The organism is Sarcina ventriculi, assembly GCF_900456775.1.
GTDB lineage: Bacteria > Bacillota > Clostridia > Clostridiales > Clostridiaceae > Sarcina > Sarcina ventriculi.
This window is the reverse complement of record NZ_UAUL01000009.1, coordinates 193,604-215,986: the sequence shown is the minus strand read 5'-3', so window position 1 is coordinate 215,986 and position 22,383 is coordinate 193,604. Positions and strand designations below refer to the sequence as shown.

Here is a 22,383-nt window from a genome sequence, read left to right as displayed (position 1 = left end):
AAAAAGGAAAGAATTTAAAATCCTTTCCAAAATCAACTTATAAAATTACTTAAAGCTTCCTCACATTCTTCTTTTGTATCAAAAACCATTTCATAATTTCTTATCATATTCTGATCTATCTCCATTAAAAGACTTATTTCCCTTTGAGTTATATCATCTTCGTTTTCTATAACAGGAATTCCATTTACATCACTTTTATAAATAGCAATATATCCATCTTTATCACCTATGTAATATTTATTAGGCTCTAAAGTTCCAACTGCTCTTTCAAAAATCATTTGATAATCATCAGTTGATGATACAGAATATCCCTTTTGTTTATAAAGTTCTACAACTTGTTCTACATTTAATTCTCTTACATCAAGTTCTTTTTTTATAGTTTTAACATCAAGATTATTTTCAACAATAATATCATCATCAACTGTTCTTTTAGTTAATACAATTTTATAACTATCCTTTAAAACTATTGATTGTTTTTCATTTTCAATCTCTGCATTTGCTTCATGTATTTTTTCTCTATTATAAAAGTAAGATACTGTATAGCTTCCCGCAAAAAATAATGCACCTAAAGCTATAGATAGTAACGCTATATTCTTTTTACTAAACTTAAACTTTAATTTCATAAAAATCACCTCTTACTGGTGATTATTGACACAAAAAAATATTTATATTCAATTAAAGATAAAACAAAAAGGACTTTAAATAAATCAAAGCCCTTATATATATTATTTTATTTAGATTTTTTTTCATGTTCCTCTAAAGATTCTTCACATTTTACTAAAAACATTTCAGCTTCATCATCAGTTATATAGTTTCCAAAAGCACGACTAATACCACTTAATATCTCCCCTAAAATCTTTTCATCAATTCTAAGCCTTTTATAATGCTCACTTCTATGCTTTGGATTTTCTGGGTCTAACCCTTCATTTCTCATATGATGATGAACCCTATCTCTAAATTTTTCAGCTCTTTCTTTAACATCCTTCTTCAAGTTACTATCACTCCAATCATAAATTTTGTTATCGCATACATATTTCTAAATAATATAATCCATATAATATACATTATTATATGGATTAATTGCTTTTCTTATTTAAAATGATATCATATATGGTATTTTTTATCAATAAAATCGGTTTGTATCTAAATTTCTAATTTAACTTACAATATTATTTACATGATAAATCATGCGCAATAACATTTAACACAAATCTTTTACTTTTTTGCCTTGTTATTAGATTTGTTATGAATATCATAAATATAAGATATATAATATAAATACTTTCGAATGGAATTACATTGAAGACAGTTAATAGTATATATATTATTAATAATGCTACAGTTGATATATTCATATCTCTACTTAATAGATAATCCCTATTAGAAATAAATATCATTTTATCATCCTTGTGCTTCTTATATATATTATACCAGTTTTTATTTTCATAATTACACTTTTCTTTTTTTTCATTAGGCATATTATCATATATATCCTTATATTTGTTCTCTACATCTTCTAATGTAAAACGAATATCCTTATATTTTTTAAGTTACTAAAAACAACTTGTCCTGGCAGTTTAAATTTCAAATTTACTATATACTTTTTAGTAGTACTATCAAAAATTGAATCCAGTATAAAAACAAAAACATATATTATTCCTGAAAATACTGATATACCTAATACTTTATTAACTATTTCTGCAGTACTACTTACCTCTGAAGTAATATTTAGGTTAAATCCACTTAACATACAAAATAAAATTAATATGTTAGCTATTATATACCATGTTAATTCTTTATTCCTATAATCCTTAATATTTTCCATATTACTCCCCCTAAACTTATAATATATTTACACCCTTGATTTTATATAAAAAATCTTTGTTATTTTTTTATTTCTATCTCTATTTTCTATAGTGCAACGTATCATATGTAATCCGTTATAAACTAAGTCTCTTTGTATTGTAGCCGAATACGCTATTTTATTTTCTTGTTTTTTTCCTATAGTATATATTTCCTGATGTTCTATGTCCTTGTATTTCCCATTATTAGATACTTCCCATGTTACATAAATATTTTCTTTAATAGGATTATCAGCTATTTTACATATATTCATAGCTGTAAAATTTAATGAACTACCCATTTGTACCTCATCACCATTTAAAATTTCCATTTCTATCTCATCTTTTTTTGCCTTACATATTAAATCAAAGTTTAACTCAGGCTCACTTTTGTAATTATAAAAATTAGAAGTAGTTACTCCTATCTGTCCATTTTCCTTGATAAATCCAACAAAACTAGCATCCATTTCTTTAGTGGTATAGACTTGATCATTACATGTATTTTTCCTATATATATTAAGGGCTTGTTTATTAGGATGATGGTATTGTTCATAATTTCCACATGATATTAATGTTATTACTGGATTTATATAAGATATACTTTCTAAATAAGTTGTCTCTGGATTGCTATATATATCAATTTCTTTATTACTTTCATCTGTAAAGAATGACCTTGATCCATGATGACTTGCTATTAATATATCTGATTTCAAGAAATTATTTTCCTTAAACTTAGGTACTATATAATCTTTCCACGATTTCCAATCTGAATCACCAGTTAATATTATTTTTTTCCCATTATAATCTAATAATAATACTATACAATTTGTATGCTGCTTTTTTAATTTATAAGACTCTGATAGCTCTTTCTGCTCATCATTATCTAAAATATTAAAATTATAAAAATTATTAGCATCATCATTAGTGAAATCTTCTTTTGAATTTAGACAATAAACATTAACTCCACCTATATTTATAAATGGATCATTTGCTGGCTCAATTTTAGGTACAGACCTTTCCCCATATTTTGATTTAATCTCTCTTTTTAAATACATATAATATTTATAATCCTCATTGTTACTAGAAGCTCCCGTCCCATATTGCCCTGAATCCCATATTGACTTTATTGTGAATCTACTATTAATACTTTTTAATCCCTTATAATGATCTTCGTCTCTATGTGAATTAACGAAAATATCTATCCATTGCTCTTCCTCTAATTGACCATTTTTTCTATATAGAATATACTTATTTAAATATTCTAGTATTTTCTCCTCAGTGTCATTTTTTATATAACAATCAAATAACATTGTTGTTTGATCAGGAAATATTAATAATATCATAAGTCCCTGCCCTACATTTATTATATGGAACTCTAGTATTCTATCCCATAAATCAATATAATGCTTTAATGGTTCTTTTTTTATACTATTATTAAATCTCATAATGCTTCCCTCCTAAATAAATTTAATTATTAACTAAGTTTTATTAACCATTATATATTTACAGTTATATACATTCACCTTACCATTATACTATCATCATATAAATAATTCCAATAAAGCCTTGTTCTGAAAATTAAATAAGTTTACTCACCTTTTTATATAGATATAATTTAACTCAATTCTTTAATATGTAAAATAAAAATCCACTTTTCAAAATATTTCTCTACTTTGAAAAGTGGATTTAAGTAATCTTATATAAATTTTAATTCCATTTTAATAGAATTATTCTTCCCATCCTTCAGGGAATTCTGCATTGTGGTAAACTTCTTGAACGTCATCATCATCATCAAGTAAGTTAAGCATTTTTTGGAATTTCTTAGCTGCTTCTTCATCTATTTCAGTGTAAGTGTCTGGTATCATTTTTACAGCTGCTTCTAAAAATTCTAGTCCGTTAGATTCTAAAGCTTCTCTAACAGAACCAAAGTCTTCTGGAGTAGTTGTTACAACAAATACTTCTTCTTCATCAGCGTTGAAATCTTCAGCACCAGCTTCAAGAGCCATCATCATTACTTCTTCTTCGTCTAAATCACCTTTTTCTATGATGATTTCACCTTTTTCTTGGAACATAAAGCTTACACAGCCTGTAGTTCCCATATTTCCGCCACCTTTAGTAAATGCTGCTCTAACATTACCTGCTGATCTGTTTTTGTTATCTGTTAATGTTTCAACTATAACAGCAACCCCTGATGGGCCGTATCCTTCATAAACTATTGATTCATAGTTTACAGAATCTGCTTCACCAGCACCTTTTTTTAATGCTCTTTGTATGTTATCATTTGGCATGTTTGCAGCTTTAGCTTTAGCAACAACGTCTCTTAATTTAGAGTTTGCTTCTAAATTAGCTCCACCTTGTTTTATTGCCATTGCTATTTCTTTACCTATTTTTGTAAAGATTTTTCCTCTTTTAGCATCTACTTTACCTTTTTTAGCTTGTATGTTATGCCACTTTGAATGTCCTGACATTTAAAATCCCTCCCAATTTTTATGTAAAATCACACAAAAAATATTTCTAAATTTAACGCTATTTATTATTATAACATAGTAATATCAAGGCTTCAACTTAAGGGTTAATCAATATTAAGATACAATCTATTCTCTTCTTTAAAGTAAATATTTTCTTCATCAAAACCTATAATAGCTTTTCCATTTGTTAATTCTATAATTTTTGATTTTATATCTTCTGCTTTTTCTTTTTCAGATAAAATATATACTTTTACCTTATCAGTAAACTCAGCATCTTCTATATGCCAATTGTTCTCACCACATATATATTGTATTTTTCCATAAAGGTCATAATCAACATCTATTGCAATTCTAAGTCCCAAGACCTTTTCAACCGTACCTGCTGCATTAATTGCAATAACAGCGCCCTTAGTATATGCTCTAGTAAGTCCTGATGCCCCTAAAAGTATTCCTCCAAAGTATCTAGTTACGACAACAGCGCAGTCTGTTAAATCATTTTTCTTTATAACCTCTAAAATTGGAATACCAGCTGTTCCTTGTGGCTCTCCATCATCACTATATCTTTGAATATTTTTATTTTGCCCAATTATATAAGCCCAGCAGTTATGCCTTGCATCTTTATGTTTAGATTTTATTTCAGTTATAAATTCCTTTGCCTCTTCTTCTGTTGTAACTCTTTTAATATATCCTATAAACTCAGATTTTTTCTCTTCAAAACTATCACTTGTAGTTAGTTTTACCGTCTTATAACTCATTAAAGCTTTCTCCTTTTTAAAATTTCATATATACTATCTATTCCCTTATCTATACTTTCATAATCTGTTTGTGAAAAACCTATTCTAAAGCTTTTTTCACCATCTTTAAAGTTATTATAAAAAACTTCCCCTGGGGTTATTATTATATTTCTATCCTTTAACTTATAAAACAATTCTCTAGATGTTATATTTACATCTTTTTTTATGTTTAAAAATATATTTAATCCTCCCTTTGGTTCATTAAAATCAACTAAACCACAAAGTTTTTCTTTTAAAAGACTAACTATATAGTTATATCTTTTAGAATATTCACTATTTAAACATTTTATATGTTCTAAAAAATATCCTGTAGATATATACTTTTCTAAAGCCCTTTGCATAAGGCTAGATGTCGCAATATCTGTATTCACCTTAGAATTTTGAATGGTTTCACAAAGATTCTTCGGTGCTATTAAATATCCAATTCTAACTCCTGGCAAAAAAGTTTTTGAGAAACTTTTTATATAAATAACCCTATCCTTATCTAACTTTCTATAAGGGCAATATTCTATATTTTCATCATAAACAAGCTCTGATAAATAATCATCCTCTATTATGTAAAAATCATATTTATAAGCAAGTTCTATTATCTTTATCTTTTTCTCTTTTGAATAACTAACACCTGTTGGATTTTGAAAATAACTCATAGTATAAAAACATTTTATTTTATTTTTTTTTAGAATTCTTTCAAAAGCATCTAAATCCGCACCATCATCTAAAAGAGGTACTTCTAAAATATTTGCTCTTCTTAATTTAAAAACTCCAAGCGCTCCCCCATGGGTTGGTTTTTCAACTAAAACACTATCATTTACATTAACTAAAGTTTTAGCCGTTATATCAATTCCTTGCTGAGCACCAGAAATAATTAATACTTCATCTGAGTTAATTTTATTATCCCAAAAGTTTAGACTTATACTCTCTCTTAAACTTTTATATCCTAAACTGTCATTATACATTAAAGCTTCTACACCATCACGATTTAAAACATCATTTAAAACATCTCTAAGTCTTTCAATTTTAAAAAAACTTGCACTTGTAATCTCTCCTGCAAAATCAATCCAGTCCTTTGAATTTGATGCTGTCATCCTTCTTAAAATCTCATTGTAATCTTTTTTAAAATTAAAAAGTACATGTCGCTTTTTAACATATGTTCCACTACCTTGAATTTGTCTTACATATCCTTCTTGTTCTAATTTTTTATAAGTATTTATTATAGTTATCTTATTAACTTCTAAATATTTTGATAAATCCCGTATAGTAGGTAACCTTTCTCCATCCTTTAATTTATCTTCATCAATGAGATTTTTAATTTTATTATAAATATCGATATATTTAAATCCATCCTCAGAAAATTCCAATCTATACTTTTCCATAAAAACCCCTTTATATGCTATATCAACTCTTCATACCTTAGAAACTTAAAGGCATTGATATTCCAAAGTTTAAATTCATCTAATATTTATATTATATTATTCTACACTTTAATGGACAACTCTATTCTTTACACTACTTTAAAAGACTTATTATGATTTTTTATGCTAAACATAAAACAAACAAGCCTAAAACAAAACTGTCCTAGGCTCATATTTTTTATATTTCAAACTCTTTACACTTATTTAAAACTTCATCATCTACATCGGCTTTTACATACGTTCCATTATCTCTATAATCCTCCTCTAAAACCTTAGCGTTTCTATGTAAAAATGCTACTGTTTGTTGAGCAGTATATGGAATTAAATATTCCACTGTTTTTAAAGTATATGGAAGTTCCTCAGATATTAATTTTAAAAGTTTATCTAAATTTATTCTTTCTCTTGCTGAAATTTCTAAAACTTTATATCTAGTTGAATATTTCTCTTTTATTTCATCTAAAATTTTTCTATCTACTAAATCAATCTTATTTAAAACTAACATTTTAGCCTTATCTAAAGCACCAAGTTCATCTAAAACTCCTTCAACAGATTCTATTTGTTCCTTAAAATGGCTAGATGATACATCAACTACATGACATAAAAGATCTGAAAAAATTACTTCTTCTAAAGTTGATTTAAAAGCCTCTACAAGTTCATGAGGAAGTTTATTAACAAATCCTACTGTATCTGTTAAAGTTATTTGTCTATTATCTAAAAGATTTATCGCTCTAGTTGTAGTATCTAATGTTGCAAAAAGCATATCAGCCTCAAACACATTTTCTTTTCCTTGAACATCCTTTGATGATGCTATATCACATAAAGTATTTCTAAGAGTTGATTTTCCTGCATTAGTATACCCAACTAAAGATACCTGAGGTATATTTTGCTTTGTTCTCTTTTCCCTTTGAACTTCCCTTGTTTTTTTAATTTTCTTTAATTGTTGTTGAAGATCATAAATTGTTTCTCTTATATGACGTCTATCAGTTTCTAACTTTTTCTCTCCAGGGCCTCTTGTACCTATTCCACCACCAGTTCTTGATAAAACAGTTCCAAGCCCCATAAGTCTTGATGATCTATATTTAAGCTGAGCAAGTTCAACCTGTATTTTAGATTCTCTTGTTTTTGCTCTCCTTGCAAATATCTCAAGAATTAAAGTAGTTCTATCTATAACTTTAACTCCAAGGGCAGCTTCTAAGTTTCTAACTTGAGAACCTGAAAGTTCATCATCAAAAATTACAAGATTTGCTCTTAATTTTTGTCTAAGATTTGCAATCTCTAAAACTTTTCCTCTCCCTATATAAAAGGCTGGATCTATTTTACTTCTATTTTGAAAAACAGTATCTAAAACTGGTATGTCACACGCTTTTGTAAGTTCTTTTAATTCAACCAAACTCTCCTGCGTATCTGTTCCAACTAAAATAGCCTTTTCACTATTATCTTCAACTACATCACTTTGTTTTATTAAGCTTTCTATATGTTGAATTTTATCTAATATGTTTAAAGATAAACTTTGCTCTATTGATAAATTTGAATATTCTTCTGCAACTAAAGTATTATCTTGAACATAACAAAATCCTAAAGAAGCATCTGTTATATTACCATCCATAATTGCAACTGCCATTATAGAATCTAACTTAAGTTTTAAAAGTGCTGATAAATCTAGAGCTGAAAGATTTGCAATTCCATTTGGATGAGTATGAATTATTCTAATACCTGATAATTTTTTTTCATTTATATTTATTATTGGTATTTCAACACTATTAGAATCACCAATTGCAACACTTACAACTTTTCCTTTTCTATCTATTCCAACGCTTACTTCTTTTTCTATATTAGAAGAAATCCTACTTATTATATTTATTATATCTAAAGTGCATACAGTATACTTTGGAACTATCATATCATATATATTTTCTAATTCTTTTAAAATACTGTCTTTTATTCCATCAACATTTCCATATATCACGAAAAATCACCTCATATCTATACTATATTATTCTTGACAATTTTCATTTAATTTTATACTATAAATACAATATTGTAAACAAGAGTGATACTTTCCTAAGGAGGACAAAATGGAAGATAAAAACAGAAATATTTTGCTTACTGAAGAACAAATAAAATCTGAAATAAGCAAAATAGGTGAAATATTAACTAATGACTATAAAGATAAAAACCTTTATGTGCTTTCTTTATTAAGAGGAAGTTTTATATTTGCAGCTGACTTAGTTAGAGCAATAGATACTAAAACTCAAATAGGTTTTATGACTACATCTAGCTATGGTGCTTCTGAAGAAAGTTCTGGAACTATAAAAATAATAAATGATATACCAGATAATATAGAAGGTTTAGATGTACTTATAGTTGATGATATTATGGATACAGGTTACACAATGGAATTTATAGTAAACCACGTTAAAAAACTTGGCGCAAAATCCGTAAAAACTTGTACTCTTTTAGACAAGCCATCTAGAAGAAAGGTTGATTTAACTCCTGATTATTGTTGCTTCACAATTGAAGATTTATTTGTGGTTGGATATGGATTAAATTATGGTGATTATTATAGAAACGTTCCATACATATTTAATTGGGAAAAATAATTTTCAAAGCTTGGTTGTACCATTTGCGTATAAAACATTATAGATATCTGTTTTATACGCAAATGGTACAACCTTCTTATTTATTACTTAAAACATCACTTCCTAAGATAGTCCTTGGAATTTCTCCAACTATTATAGTTTCACATACTGGAACATTATTTACAACTTCTAAATCACGACTTTCAAATGGTAGTATTATTTGCATAGTGCTTTTTACATTCATGTAAATTTTAAGTCTTGTTTGATTTATTCCTGCTGATTCAAAAACGGATTCATATGATACTTCAACTCTCCCTATTGGTCTCATCTTTACTATTATATCTGGTCCTAAATAACTTAAAATTGAAACTTTACTCACATATCCTAGTGGTATTTTAAACCCTACTTTACCCATTTTCTCTAATTCATCTTGGCCTTTTAAAGAAATTTTAGTAGCTAAAGTATTTAACCTTACAGTATCAGCCTTTACCATAACTATTTTATCATTGGAATCCTTCTCTACACTTACTAAATCAATATCCTTAAATTCTTCATCATATATTGTCTGTATATTTGTATTTATTATGTCTAGCGTTCTAGCCCTAAGTTCTGAATCAGCAACTGCAATAATAGCTGGACTTAAATTTTTATTAATTGAGTAAAAAATAAAAATAATTAAAGTACATATAATAATTATCAAAAATCTTATTTTTACCTTTTTTAAACTTTTTCTTTTCTTTATAGGAGTTCTGTTATACAACTTTCACCTCATATTTTAAAACTAAATTACTTTTGAGTTATGTAAAATTTTATTTACTCATATAATTATTATGCTATAATAGAATATATTATTATATATGGTTATTTTTATATTTTTTGTTAAGAGTATTTGTTGTATAACAAAACTTAGGAGGAATTATGTCTGAAAAAAATAGTACTTTTGTAAAAAAAGACTCAAAACTCAAGAAAATTTTTAAAAAAATTTTTTTAACGTTTCTAATTTTTATTGTTATTTTAATTACATCTGTTAGTGGCTACGCCTTTGCTGTTATTAAAAGTGCCCCTGACCTTGATGTAAATGCTATTTTAGAACCTAGCGAAACAACAACTCTATATGATGATAAAGGCAATTTTATTACTAATTATGTAACAACTAGTCAACGTTATGTTATTGATTCTTCTGAAATTCCTAAAAACCTAAAAAATGCTTATGTATCTATAGAAGATGAAAGATTCTACGAACACAAGGGAATTGATGTTAAAAGAATATTAGGTGCATTGGTTAATAACGTAAAAACTAAATTACAAGGTAAATCAACATTTCACGGCGGTTCTACTTTAACTCAACAATTAATAAAAAATACACTTTTAACTGATGAAAGTACGATTACAAGAAAAATTAAAGAAGCTTACCTTGCTTTAGGTCTTGAAAGGGAACTAAGTAAAGATGAAATTTTAACTACTTACTTAAATACTATACCTTTAGGTGGCTCTGTATACGGTGTCCAAGCTGCCTCAATTAGATTCTTTAGTAAGGATGTATCAGATTTAAACCTTATAGAATGTGCTTATATAGCTGGTATTACTCAGGCTCCAACCACTTATGATGCTTTATCTTCTGCAAATCAAGAAAATCCTGAGCGCTATATTAAAAGAACTAAAACTGTTTTAGGCAAGATGCTAGAGCTTGGATATATAAAGCAAGATGAATATACACAAGCAATATCTGATTTGGACAATGGATTGCTTAAATTTACTCCAAGTAGTGTTAATAGTGAGATGCAATATGAATGGTTTACTCGCCCTGCTATTAATCAAGTAAAAGAAACACTTATTGAAAAATTAAAATATACAGAAGAGGAAGCTAATCGTCTTATTACAGGCGGTGGTTTGAAAATATATACAACTATGGATACAGACCTTCAAAATAATGTACAAGAAATTTTAGATAATTCTTCAAACTATACTATAGCTTTTAAAGGTGGCGTTGAAACCGTAGATGAAAATGGTATACCTAAACTTCAAGCAGCTGCATCAATTATGGATTATAGAACTGGGGAAGTTAAAGCTTTAATTGGGGGACGTGGAAACCAACCTCAAATGTCTTTAAATAGAGCATATGATACTTTAAAATCAATAGGTTCTACTGCTAAGCCACTTACAGCTTATGCTCCTGCAATTGACCTTAAAATATTAGGAGCTAGCAGTATTATAAGTGATTCACCTTTAACATCTGATGAAATAAAAAAAGCTGGATATGAACGTGGCTTTCAACCTCAAAATGAAAGCAGAAGTTATAATGGTAATTTAACAGTTAGAGAAGCTCTTAGGATTTCTAGCAATCTAGTTGCTATAAAAACTATAACAAAAGTTGGATTAAATAATGCTATATCATATGGAGAAAAATTTGGTTTAATCTATGGTGAAAACTCTAGATTAAATGCCTCATCTGTTGCTCTAGGACAATTTACAAACGACCCTAAAGACCCAGATGGAAGCAATGTATTTACTTTAGCTGCTGCCTATGGAGCTTTTGGAAATAATGGAGTTAAAACCGATCCTATTCTTTATACTAAAGTTTTAGATAGAAACGGTAATGTCTTAATAGATAATACTGCAAAAACAACTCAAGTTCTATCTCCTGAAACTGCATATATTCTTTATGATATGTTAAAAGGACCGTTAACTTATTCTGCACAAGGCGCTAAGGTTGCTAATATGCCTACTGCTGGAAAAACTGGAACTACAACTAGCAATAAAGATTATTGGTTCGCAGGGCTTACACCATATTATTCTGCAGCAGTTTGGATTGGTTATGCTAATAATGATATTAGTATGAATGGTGGTGCTGGAAAAGTTGCTGCTCCTCTTTGGGGCAAAATAATGAATGTTGCTCATGAAGGATTGTCTTACAAAGAAATAACTGGTCCAAATAGCACTGTATCAGTTAAAGTTTGCGATGAATCTGGATTACTTCCTACATCATCTTGTCTTCCAAATGTTCATAGTGAAGTATTTTCATCTGGAAATGAGCCTACAACCTACTGCACGGATGAGCATAATTAAAATATTATAAAAAAATACTACACATTAAATTCTTATGTGTAGTATTTTTTATGTCTTATAAAATTCTCTCAAATGCAACACTTTTGGATATGGATAAACTCTCTTTATCTATAATTGTCTTATATATTTTAGGACATCCATTCTCTATCCATTTATTCATATATTTTGAATTTGCCTTATGAGTATAATAAAAGTTTTCATCATATTCGTCTGAAAATTCCAAAAATGCATTTAAGCTACTTTCACTTATATTTAAATATTCCTTAGGAAAATTATTTAAAAGGGGTAATAAAAATTTCATAGGGATATTATATAGAGATTCTTTCTTTAAAAATTTACTTTCCATAAGGATTCTTTTTATTATTTTATTTTCCTTTAATTCTTCATCTATTTTAGCTTTAAATATTATATTTCCTTTTTTATCATTTTCTAAAAAAATATATATCATTATATTTTACTCCCCCTAATATTTTAAAACGTATAGTCTTATACTCCTGATAATAATGCTTTATACATTCCCTCTCCACATAATCTTTTTATCAAATATAAACAACCAGATGTTATATCATCATTTCCATTAAACAATATTATTTTACCATTATCAACTATATTTTTATCACTTATTATAGATGATGATAAATATTCCTTTAATTTTTCTTCATATTTCTTTGGAAGTGATACCATAAGACCACTTAAAAGGTCTGTTAATATAAGTGGAATCACTCCTTCATTACAGGCTAAAATTATATCACATCTATCCACAATGTTATGTAAATTATCAAAAATTATTTCATCATTAAGAAAGTCCATATTGTTAGTAGATGGCATTATAAGAATCTGAAAATCTTGTTTAAAATCTTGTGTTAATATTTCTTTTACATTAAGGTTTACAATATCTAATTTATCTTTAAATTTCTCTTTAGTTCCAATTGTTGTTATTGAAAATATCTCTTTATTCAAAATTTTATTTATTTTATCAAATAAATTTATAACAGTTGTAACATTGCTTGTACTTACTCCATCATAAAGCATAATTCCAACTTTTCTAGTTTTTATAATACTTTTTGCTAAGTAATTTCTTTTTGATAATCTATAAATACTTTCAACCTTATTTTTACTTACAAATTTAAAACCTTCTTTTTCGATAAATTCTTTATATGTATCATCTTTTAAACTTTCTAATATATATTCTCCTCCAAATTCTTGAAAGAAATAGTCTAAAATTAAATCTAATGCCTCCTTACCGTATCCTTTTCCCCTAAATACATTTTCTATTCTTATATTTAATCTTGCAGTTTTAGTTGGAATATCATATCCATGAAATCCAACTTCTCCAATAGGAGTATTATCATGAGTATATACGAGGCAATAAAAATTTTTTCCATCTGTCGGATTAACACTTCTTTTATAAAAGGTTTCCCATTTATATCTTGGGAAATCTACAACTTTTCCCACATCAGCCATAGTATCTGTATCATTCCAAAGCCTTTGTGTGTAACTAAGTTCTATTAAGTCAGGTTTTTTTATATATATTTTTTTACCATCTCTCCTATAAAATATGTCATTAATATTCATGTTATCACACCATTCTTTTAATTTAATTCTAAAGCTTACTTAGATATTATACCAAAAACATAAGATAGTAAAACATTTCAATCTTTAATTAATCACTTGAAAAACATATTATAATAATATAATATAATTAAATATACCTCTACACTTAATGCAAATTATTTTAAAGACTATTTAGTGTATTGTAGAACTACTATATACAAGGGGGATACCCATGCAAATCGGTGAAAAAATTAAAAGGCTAAGAGTAGAAAAACAGCTAACTCAAGAGGAATTAGCTAATAGATGTGAACTTTCAAAAGGATTTATATCTCAATTAGAAAATGACCTTACCTCTCCTTCTATAGCTACATTAATAGACATTTTAGATATTTTAGGAACAAATCTTAATGAATTTTTTAGCGAAGCTTCTAACGAAAAGATTGTATTCTCAAAAAATGATATGTTTGAAACTGAAAATACAGAATTTAAATATAAACTTATGTGGCTAATTCCTAATGCACAAAAAAATCAAATGGAACCAATAATGATTAATATAGAGCCAGGAGGTCATTATATATTAGAAGAACCCCATGAAGGCGAAGAGTTTGGTTATGTACTAAATGGAAGTATTTATCTTCACTTAGGTGATAAAAAAAGTAAAGTAAAAAAAGGTGAAAGTTTCTACTTTAAGCCAAAAGCTGACCACTATATATCCAATTGTGGTAAAGTGAATGCTAAAGTTATTTGGATAAGTACTCCACCTTCATTTTAATTTTTAGCGTATCAATTATTTTTTTGATACGCTTATTTTGCTTATTTTTATATAATATATGTATTATTACTTAAAAATTTCAAATTAAGTTTTAAGTTGTTTAAAAAAATTTACATTGTTATAATTATATAAAAGGAGGGTTTTTATTGATAAGAAAACGATTTTTAGTACAAGGAAAAGTTCAAGGAGTTGGCTTTAGGTTTTTTTGCCAAATGACTGCTAAATCATTAAACAATTTAACTGGTTTTGCTAAAAATTTAGATAATGGAGATGTTTTAATAGAAGTTCAAGGATCTTACGAAAAAATTATTGAATTTCGTTATTTAATATCTAAAGGAAATAGGTTTTGTAGAGTATCTAACATATTTGAAGAAGAACTTACCCTAATACCTAAAGAGAAAAAATTTTTTATACAATAACACCTAACACATTCTATATATAAGTTTCTTTTAAATATTTTGTCTTTAACAAACTTCATTAATAGTTGATTTTAGATAAAAACTGAAAATATGTAAAATTAAAATTTTTAAAAATAATACTAATTATTAAAAGTTATCTAAAATCAACACTTAATTTAAAATAGAATTAAATTTAATAATTGTAGCTATAAAATATTGATGTTATAATAGTCTACGAAATAAATAACTAAGATTGGAAGTGATAAAAGTTGAAGTTTAGGATAAAAATAATATCTACATTTTTTGCTTTAATTATCAGTATTTTTTTCATTTATCCTACATCACTAGCTTACGCTACAACTTTAAACAATTCAACTACGTCTAGTGACACTAGTAATACAACTATAGCGTCCTCAAATAACAATATGGAAACTACATCTGATAGTTCAAATTCGGCAGAACCTAGTATTATTGGTAAATCTGCTATTGTTATAAATTATAATACTGGTGAAATACTATATTCTAAAAATATGGACGCAAAAGAATATCCTGCAAGTACTACTAAGATAATGACATCTATTTTATTTGCAGAAAATAAAAATCCTAATGATACAATTACATATACGAAATCTGCTTCAGAACAACCTGCAAACTCATTGCTTGTGAATTATAATTTGCTAAACGTTGGCGATACAATGCAAGCAGGGGAAGTTATGAAAGCTATGTTTTTAATATCAGCTAATGATTGCGCTTACATGGAAGCAGATTCAGTAGCTGGAAATAAAGATGCATTTGCAGATTTAATGAATGCAGAAGTAAAAAAACTAGGATTAAAAGGCACTCATTTTACCAATCCTAATGGATTATTTAATGTAGATAATTATTCAACTGCTTATGATATGTCTGTAATTGTTAGAAAAGCATTCTCAATTCCTTGGATTAGAGAAGCCATGGGTACTAAAGAAGCTACAATAACTGCTAGTACTGGTAAAAGTGTAGTCTTAACTAGCGATAATAAAAATTTAGGCATTGATGGATGTATAGGCGGAAAAACTGGATATTTGCCAGACCATGGACGTGATTTAGTTAATGTTTATGAAAGAAATGGTGAAACTCTTATAGGTGTAATTTACAATGATATCTGGGGTAAAAATGATACCGATGTATTTAATGATATGAAAAAGATAATAAATTATGCTTATAGTGAAAAACAAACACTATATAAAGCTAAAGGCACTGTTGTTGATGGTAAGGTAACTTACAAACTTTTTGGATTCTTTGGACCTACAAAAACTATAAATGTTCCTTTCACACTTAATGAGGATGTTTATTATTATGCAATTCCAATTAATCAAAAAGATTTTACCATAAAAGCAGATACAAGTGATACTAATGCTTGGACTCTTGCAACTAATCCATCATCTGCAAAAATATTAGTTTCTGATGGAAGACAATATAATCAAACATATGCCTCTACGGCTAATATAACATTGTGGCAGATAATATGTGCTAATCTTGTTATATATATAATTAGTGCTATAATAGCGATTATTATTATTCTTATAATATTAGCTCTTATAATTAGAACTATAAATAAATCAAGAAGAAAAAAAAGAAAAAATAAAAACAGAAAATAAAGAACAAAAGTGATTAGATTCATCATCTAATCACTTTTTAATTATTAATTAAAAATACACTTTCATTAAATATTTTAAAGTTATTTTTTCTAAATTTTAATTTATAAAATCTAATTTCCAGTTATAATATCCTGTATTTTCATCTTTAACATATCTTAAATATGCAGAGAAACTTGTTCCTTTTCTACTTCTAAGATTTCTAAAACCAACTCGTCCCTTCTCTAAAAGTATTTTTACCATCTCAAAAGATACTTGTTTTCCTAATGAATTTATAAATTTATCATTTTTCCAGATAGTAAACTTACAACCATTTCTCCAATTTACACAACCAAAATTTTTTTCATTTTCTATTATAGCATTTCCACATACGGGACATTTTCCAACAACCTTAGCTTCTTTAGGGGTATCTACCTTAAATTTATATAAAAGAGAGGTATCATTTTTTATTTTTTCAACTGAAGTCTTTGTAAAATCACATATTAATTTCAAAAAATCTTCTTTGTTAAACTTTCCTTTTTCTATATCAGCTAATGTCTTTTCTAAACGTCCAGTATATTCTAAATCCAAAAGCTCTTTTACAGGAAAAATCTCAACAATAGTTCTTCCAAGTTCTGTACATATTAAACTCTTTCCCTTTGCTTTTATATATCCTATATCATTTAATCTTTTTATGGTTTCTGCTCTTGTTGCAGGTGTTCCTATGCTAAAACCACTAAGTATTACTTTCATCATTTCTTCTGTGGCTTCTTGATTATCTAAACTATCATCTACTTCTTCATCATCTATTTTACTTGATTTATTACCCTTGAAATTTTTTCCGCATGTTTCCATAACACTTAAAAGAGTCTTTTCTGTATGATGCTTTGGCGGTTTTTTAGTAACTTTACTCACTTTTCCATCCGCACTATTTAAAACTTCATCTAAATTAACCAAAGGAAGTATTACATCTTTAGTTTCTATTTTTTCAACTTTTCTCCATCCTTCTATAAGTTTAACTCTCCCTTTTGCTCTAAATTCTCCCTTTATTTTATCATTAAAAACCTTAATAGTTATTTTAGTTTCTTCAAATTCTGCAACAGGCATAAATTGCATTATAAATCTATTTTTAACAGCTTGATAAACAATCTTTTCATCATCTGATAAATTAGTTGGCTTTATGTAAGTTGGTATTATAGCGCTATGACTTTCAACTTTAGAATTATCAAATACCCTCTTTGATTTTATAAACTTAATTTCTTCTTCGTAAGGAAGACCTATTTTTATTTTTTCTAAAACATTTTTAGCTCTATCTACTAAACTTTCCTCAAGAGCCATACTACCTGTTCTAGGATAAGTTATAAATTTTTTTTCATATAAGCTCTGTGCTACCTTTAATACCTTATCAGACGTCCATCCCTTATATTTACTTGTTATATATCCTTGCAGATTTGAAAGATTAAATAATGCCCCTGGATATTCTTTTTTCTTTTCTACTTCTTTATTTACAATTTTACCCGTATTTTCTTTAACTATATTTTTAATTTCCTCTAAATATTTTTTGTCCTCAAACTTTTCATTTTCCTCATAATAAATAGTTTCAAACTCACTATCATCTTTTGTTTTAAAGTTTTGAATATACTTATAATAACTTGTTTCTTTAAAGTTTTCTATTTCCTTATCTCTATCATAAATAATTTTTAAAGTTGGAAGTAATACTCTTCCTATGTTTATTATCTTATTTTCTTCAAAACCATAACGTAAAGTGGCAACAGATGTTAAATTTATTCCTATAATCCAATCTGCCAATTGTCTTCCTATTCCAGCATCTTGAAGTGCCTTCATTTCACTGTTTAACTTTAAATTTTCCATACCCTTTTTTACTTCATTTTCAGTCCACTCATTAAGTAAAATTCTATAAATTGGTTTTTTAACATTTAGATAAATAAAAAGTTCATCTGAAATAACCTGCCCTTCTCTATCATAATCCGTAGCTGAAATTACCGATTCTACATCATTTCTTTCTATTAGAGATTTTATTATGTTTAGTTGCTTTAAAGCCCCTTTATCAACTTCACCTCTTTTCATAGAATCTTGTTTTACTTTATATTTAAATTCACTAGGAATAAAGGGAAACTTATCAACTTTCCACGACTTCATACTCTCATCATAATCTTTAGCATCTAAAAGTTGAAGAAGGTGACCAAAAGCCCAAGTTATTAAGTAATTTTCTCCTTCAAAATATCCATCTCTTCTTGTCTTTATTTTAAAAGAATCAGCTATATTTTTAGCAACTGATGGTTTTTCTGCAATTATAACTTTTTTCAATACCTCATCTCCTAAAAGAACAAACTCACAGTAATAATTACTGCGAGTTTACGTTTTTTATATATTTAATTATAATACATTTTTTTAATTCTTAATACAAATTATTTTTTTATTTTACATTTCATTTAATATCCAAACAAAATAACTTAAAACACTTGCATACGTTAGCCAAAAAACATAAGGAAGCATAAGCCATCCTGCAATTTTATCAACTTTAAAAAACTTTTTAGTTGTTATAAAAACTAATATTAATAAAATTACTGCTTCTATAAAAGCTATCCCATATAATCTAAAATTAAAAAATATAAATGACCATAAAAAATTAAAAATAAGTTGAATATAAAATAAAGTTAACGAACTATAAGTTTTTTTCCCAAGCTTACTTATTTGCAATATCCTATAAAATGCTATTGCCATTAATATATATAAAATAGTCCAAACTATCGGAAACACATACCCAGGTGGGAAAAAAAATAGCTTGTTTAAAGTTTTATAAATAGGTACATAAGGTTTTATAAACAATCCAACAATAAAACCTCCTCCAACTGTTATAAGTAAACTTATAATTAAATCCCCCAAATTAAATTTTCTGTTAACCTTAAAAATATTCATAAATACACCTCCAAAACATTATACGTTCTAAAGTGTATACTTATGTTACTATATTTCTTTAAATCATCATATTTTTATGTATTATATGATTTTAAATCTTATAAACCATAATTACTTTTTACATATTCTTTAAACTTTAAACTCTCTCTAACCATTTCAAGTTCATTATCCTTTTTTATATAATCTATAAATTTAGGATACAACTCTACAGCTTTTATTAAATCATCTATCGCGCATCCTATTTCCCCTTTTAATGCATTAAAACAACTTCTATTATAAAATAGGAACTCACAATCTGGATTAAACTTGATTCCTCTTGATAAAATCTCTATCGCTTTATCTATTTTCCCTTCATCCTTATAAATAATCGCCAAATTCAAAAAACTGTATGGATATCCTAAATTTTTTTCTATTGCTCTTTCATAATAAACTTTTGATTTATCTAAAACATTTAATTTTTTATAAATAACCGCCATATTAAAAAGTGCCATATAATGATTCGGGTCTATTTCCAATGCTTTTGAAAATCTTCTATATGCTTTATCTAAAACATTTAATTCTTCATAAATAGAGCCAAGATTTATATGTGCCCAAAAATCCTTACTGCATATCTCTAACAATTTTTCATAATATATTATTGCCTCTTCCTTTTCCCCTATTATATCTAAATCATTAGCTAAATAAAATAACGCTCTATCATATACTGGATTTATCTCAATTGCCTTTTTATAATGCTCTATAGCCTGTGTAAAATTTTCTCTTTCATCATATATAACTCCTAACCCATAATGAGCCCTTGAATCAAACTCATTTATCCCTAAAGCCTCTTTATATTTTTTTTCAGCATTCTCACTCTCACCCATCTCATCTAAGACCAAAGCTATATTTATAATAAGGTCTAAATCTTTAACACCATTTAAAAGTTCTTCAGCCATTAAATAATAATTTAAACATTTTATCATATTTCCATTATCATAAGCTTGATCTCCTTTTTTTATATAGTTGTTTACCAAATATTCTTTATCCATTTTAAAACCTACTTTTCCTTTATTTCCTCTTTATAGTTATCAAATTTATATTTCCAATAAATATAATTTCTAATATTTTTCTTTTCAACATAGTTTAAAAAATAATCTAATGCTCCTCTTTTTTCAAGTCCCTTCATAAGATGTCTTGGATATGGTACTATTTTTTTATAATTATTTTTAGGATCTATTATTCTTATAGAATAATCCTTTTGAACAAATAAATCTTTGCACCTTATATCTAATCTCGTAAAATTTAACCTTTCAAACTCCTTAAGCATATCATATAATTCTTCGCAAATTCTATTATTTATAGCATTATCACTTAAATATTTATCTAATCTTACTCCATCTACATACTCTCTTATTATATACTTAGGTCCACTCTCATATATTTTAGGGAAAAATTTAGACCTATGAACTCTTTTTAATATATCACTTTCATCTTCCCAAGCTGTTATTTTCCTAAAAAATTTAACTATCTTTTTATCAGATAACATAAAAATAATTCCATTATGTCCTTGCCCTATATACTTTGCATTTCTTAATTCTTTCTCTAAAGATTTTGGTATATCAAGACTATAATCAAAATTTTTCAATTAACTTCTCTCTTTATCATTGCTCACTATTATTTATATTTTAATAAACTAAAAAAATTACTACATTACAAAAATTGTAAATAGTAATTTTTCTAGTTTTTTATGCACTACATACCTTTATTATATGCACACATAATTATATTTAATTATTATTTCCATATAATGCAGTATAAATTTTTTCAAACACATCTACTCTCTTCACGTATTTATCAGTTTCACCAAAAGGTATATAATTTAAATTCCCATTTTTAGAGTAGTCTCCGCTACTAAGCCACGAATCAACATTACCACGACCAGCATTATATGCCGCAATAACTAAATCCCAATTTCCATACTGCTGATAAAGATCTTCTAAATACCAACATCCAAATTCTACGCTAGTACGTGGATCTTTTAACATACTAGAATTAAAATTAGTAACTCCCATTTGTTTTGCTATCCATTCTCCAGTACTGTCTGTTATTTGCATAAGCCCTTTTGCTCCAACATCTGATTGAGCATTTGGATCAAAATTACTCTCCGTTTTCATAACAGCATAAACTAAATTCGGATCCAAATCATATTTTGCGCTATATTCTTGTACATATGTTGAATATTCTCTAGGAAAAAACACATTTTTTAAAATTACTGTACTTCCAAAAAAAATCAAATATATAGCAAGTAATGCTACTATTACACGTGTTAAAACTTTCCTCATTAAAATCTCCTACTTTTCATACAAGTTTAACAATTCTATTAAATCATCAACTTGTTCTTTTGTTTTATTTAAATTTCCACTATTATCTATTATAAAATTTGCATATTCCCTTTTTTTATCTAAACTAAGTTGAGAATTTATTCTATTTATTGCTTCACTTTGTGTCAAATTATCTCTAAATTTCATTCTCTGTATCTGTGCATTTTGGTTTAACCAAACCAAGATTATCATATCCATTTCTTTATCCATTTTATTTTCTATGATGGTTGCACCATCTAATATGGCAATCTTTTTTCCCATTTTTTCAAGAGCATCAAATTTTTCTTTAATTTCTCTTTTTATATAAGGCATTATTATATTTTCATATTTTATTCTCTCTCCTTGAAATCTAAATATATGATTTCCAAATTCATGTCTTCTAAATTCACCTCTCCAATCAAAAAAATGGCTTCCAAACTCTACCTTTACTCTTTCTAATATTTCAGGGTATTTAATTAATACTTCCTTTGCAATATTATCAGCATCTATTATACTAAAGCTTGCATCTTTTAGCAATTTAGATATGGTACTCTTGCCAGAACATATGCCTCCAGTAAGCCCTATTTTTATCATTTTTATCATTTCC

At 27.0% G+C, this 22,383-nt stretch carries 23 protein-coding genes; 5 read left to right on the top strand and 18 right to left on the bottom strand.

The window, feature by feature from the left end; genetic code table 11:
* Nucleotides 1-32: 32 nt before the first annotated feature.
* From DR020_RS09275 to hflX, 9 genes are all read right to left on the bottom strand, one after another.
* Nucleotides 33-623, bottom strand: a complete 591-nt coding sequence (locus DR020_RS09275) for a hypothetical protein (protein WP_112365783.1) — start codon at nt 621-623, stop codon at nt 33-35.
* Between the two features lie 107 nt (nt 624-730).
* Nucleotides 731-991 (bottom strand): hypothetical protein, encoded by a 261-nt coding sequence (locus DR020_RS09270; RefSeq protein WP_055259263.1) that lies wholly within the window; start codon nt 989-991, stop codon nt 731-733.
* A 178-nt stretch (nt 992-1,169) separates the two neighbouring features.
* Entirely contained in the window at nt 1,170-1,478 is a 309-nt protein-coding gene (locus DR020_RS09265; RefSeq protein ID WP_112365782.1) for a hypothetical protein, read from the bottom strand.
* Between the two features lie 38 nt (nt 1,479-1,516).
* Entirely contained in the window at nt 1,517-1,825 is a 309-nt protein-coding gene (locus DR020_RS09260; RefSeq protein ID WP_112365781.1) for a hypothetical protein, read from the bottom strand.
* 27 nt (nt 1,826-1,852) lie between these two features.
* Nucleotides 1,853-3,286, bottom strand: coding sequence for a ComEC/Rec2 family competence protein (locus DR020_RS09255; protein WP_112365780.1), 1,434 nt, complete (start codon nt 3,284-3,286; stop codon nt 1,853-1,855).
* A gap of 282 nt (nt 3,287-3,568) precedes the next feature.
* Nucleotides 3,569-4,309 carry a YebC/PmpR family DNA-binding transcriptional regulator gene (locus DR020_RS09250; protein WP_055259267.1) on the bottom strand — a complete coding sequence of 247 codons (741 nt, stop codon included), beginning with the start codon at nt 4,307-4,309 and terminating at the stop codon, nt 3,569-3,571.
* Between the two features lie 104 nt (nt 4,310-4,413).
* Complete coding sequence (locus DR020_RS09245; protein ID WP_112365779.1) at nt 4,414-5,064, bottom strand: YigZ family protein; 651 nt, start codon at nt 5,062-5,064, stop codon at nt 4,414-4,416.
* Nucleotides 5,064-6,476 (bottom strand): aminotransferase-like domain-containing protein, encoded by a 1,413-nt coding sequence (locus tag DR020_RS09240; RefSeq protein WP_112365778.1) that lies wholly within the window; start codon nt 6,474-6,476, stop codon nt 5,064-5,066. Before DR020_RS09240 ends, DR020_RS09245 begins: the two co-directional genes overlap by 1 nt.
* Nucleotides 6,477-6,693: 217 nt before the next feature.
* Nucleotides 6,694-8,481, bottom strand: a complete 1,788-nt coding sequence (gene hflX / locus DR020_RS09235; protein WP_112365777.1) for a GTPase HflX — start codon at nt 8,479-8,481, stop codon at nt 6,694-6,696.
* Between the two features lie 109 nt (nt 8,482-8,590).
* Between hflX and hpt the strand changes: the two genes are divergently transcribed.
* Nucleotides 8,591-9,115 (top strand): hypoxanthine phosphoribosyltransferase, encoded by a 525-nt coding sequence (hpt, locus tag DR020_RS09230; RefSeq protein ID WP_058992194.1) that lies wholly within the window; start codon nt 8,591-8,593, stop codon nt 9,113-9,115.
* 76 nt (nt 9,116-9,191) lie between these two features.
* Here hpt and yunB read toward each other — a convergent pair whose 3' ends face one another.
* Nucleotides 9,192-9,854, bottom strand: coding sequence for a sporulation protein YunB (gene yunB, locus DR020_RS09225; protein WP_112365776.1), 663 nt, complete (start codon nt 9,852-9,854; stop codon nt 9,192-9,194).
* Nucleotides 9,855-10,012: 158 nt separating this feature from the next.
* On the opposite strand from yunB, the gene DR020_RS09220 reads away from it, so the two are divergent.
* The gene (locus DR020_RS09220) at nt 10,013-12,160 is read left to right on the top strand and encodes a transglycosylase domain-containing protein (RefSeq protein ID WP_058992198.1); all 2,148 of its coding nucleotides are present in this window, start codon (nt 10,013-10,015) and stop codon (nt 12,158-12,160) included.
* 55 nt (nt 12,161-12,215) lie between these two features.
* Here the strand turns inward: DR020_RS09220 and DR020_RS09215 are convergent, their stop codons facing one another.
* The gene (locus DR020_RS09215; RefSeq protein WP_112365775.1) at nt 12,216-12,608 is read right to left on the bottom strand and encodes a hypothetical protein; all 393 of its coding nucleotides are present in this window, start codon (nt 12,606-12,608) and stop codon (nt 12,216-12,218) included.
* Nucleotides 12,609-12,646: 38 nt separating this feature from the next.
* A complete protein-coding gene (locus DR020_RS09210; RefSeq protein ID WP_055259282.1) occupies nt 12,647-13,735 on the bottom strand; it encodes a GNAT family N-acetyltransferase in 1,089 nt (362 codons plus the stop codon).
* Nucleotides 13,736-13,946: 211 nt separating this feature from the next.
* Here DR020_RS09210 and DR020_RS09205 point away from each other — a divergent pair, with 211 nt between their 5' ends.
* The 3 genes from DR020_RS09205 (at nt 13,947) to DR020_RS09195 (ending at nt 16,521) form a co-directional block, all read left to right on the top strand.
* Complete coding sequence (locus tag DR020_RS09205) at nt 13,947-14,486, top strand: helix-turn-helix domain-containing protein (protein ID WP_058992204.1); 540 nt, start codon at nt 13,947-13,949, stop codon at nt 14,484-14,486.
* Between the two features lie 146 nt (nt 14,487-14,632).
* Nucleotides 14,633-14,905, top strand: a complete 273-nt coding sequence (locus tag DR020_RS09200; RefSeq protein ID WP_055259286.1) for an acylphosphatase — start codon at nt 14,633-14,635, stop codon at nt 14,903-14,905.
* 248 nt (nt 14,906-15,153) lie between these two features.
* Nucleotides 15,154-16,521 carry a D-alanyl-D-alanine carboxypeptidase family protein gene (locus DR020_RS09195; protein WP_082412338.1) on the top strand — a complete coding sequence of 456 codons (1,368 nt, stop codon included), beginning with the start codon at nt 15,154-15,156 and terminating at the stop codon, nt 16,519-16,521.
* Nucleotides 16,522-16,617: 96 nt separating this feature from the next.
* Here the strand turns inward: DR020_RS09195 and DR020_RS09190 are convergent, their stop codons facing one another.
* The 6 genes from DR020_RS09190 to coaE form a co-directional block, all read right to left on the bottom strand.
* Nucleotides 16,618-18,825, bottom strand: coding sequence for a type IA DNA topoisomerase (locus DR020_RS09190; RefSeq protein ID WP_112365774.1), 2,208 nt, complete (start codon nt 18,823-18,825; stop codon nt 16,618-16,620).
* A 114-nt stretch (nt 18,826-18,939) separates the two neighbouring features.
* The gene (locus DR020_RS09185; protein ID WP_112365773.1) at nt 18,940-19,437 is read right to left on the bottom strand and encodes a TspO/MBR family protein; all 498 of its coding nucleotides are present in this window, start codon (nt 19,435-19,437) and stop codon (nt 18,940-18,942) included.
* A gap of 98 nt (nt 19,438-19,535) precedes the next feature.
* Nucleotides 19,536-20,465 carry a tetratricopeptide repeat protein gene (locus DR020_RS09180; RefSeq protein WP_112365772.1) on the bottom strand — a complete coding sequence of 310 codons (930 nt, stop codon included), beginning with the start codon at nt 20,463-20,465 and terminating at the stop codon, nt 19,536-19,538.
* 8 nt (nt 20,466-20,473) lie between these two features.
* Nucleotides 20,474-21,061, bottom strand: a complete 588-nt coding sequence (locus DR020_RS09175; RefSeq protein WP_055259293.1) for a hypothetical protein — start codon at nt 21,059-21,061, stop codon at nt 20,474-20,476.
* Between the two features lie 142 nt (nt 21,062-21,203).
* The gene (locus tag DR020_RS09170) at nt 21,204-21,758 is read right to left on the bottom strand and encodes a lytic transglycosylase domain-containing protein (RefSeq protein ID WP_055259295.1); all 555 of its coding nucleotides are present in this window, start codon (nt 21,756-21,758) and stop codon (nt 21,204-21,206) included.
* Nucleotides 21,759-21,767: 9 nt separating this feature from the next.
* On the bottom strand, nt 21,768-22,370 hold the full coding sequence (gene coaE, locus DR020_RS09165; RefSeq protein ID WP_055259297.1) for a dephospho-CoA kinase: 603 nt from the start codon (nt 22,368-22,370) through the stop codon (nt 21,768-21,770).
* Nucleotides 22,371-22,383: the final 13 nt, after the last annotated feature.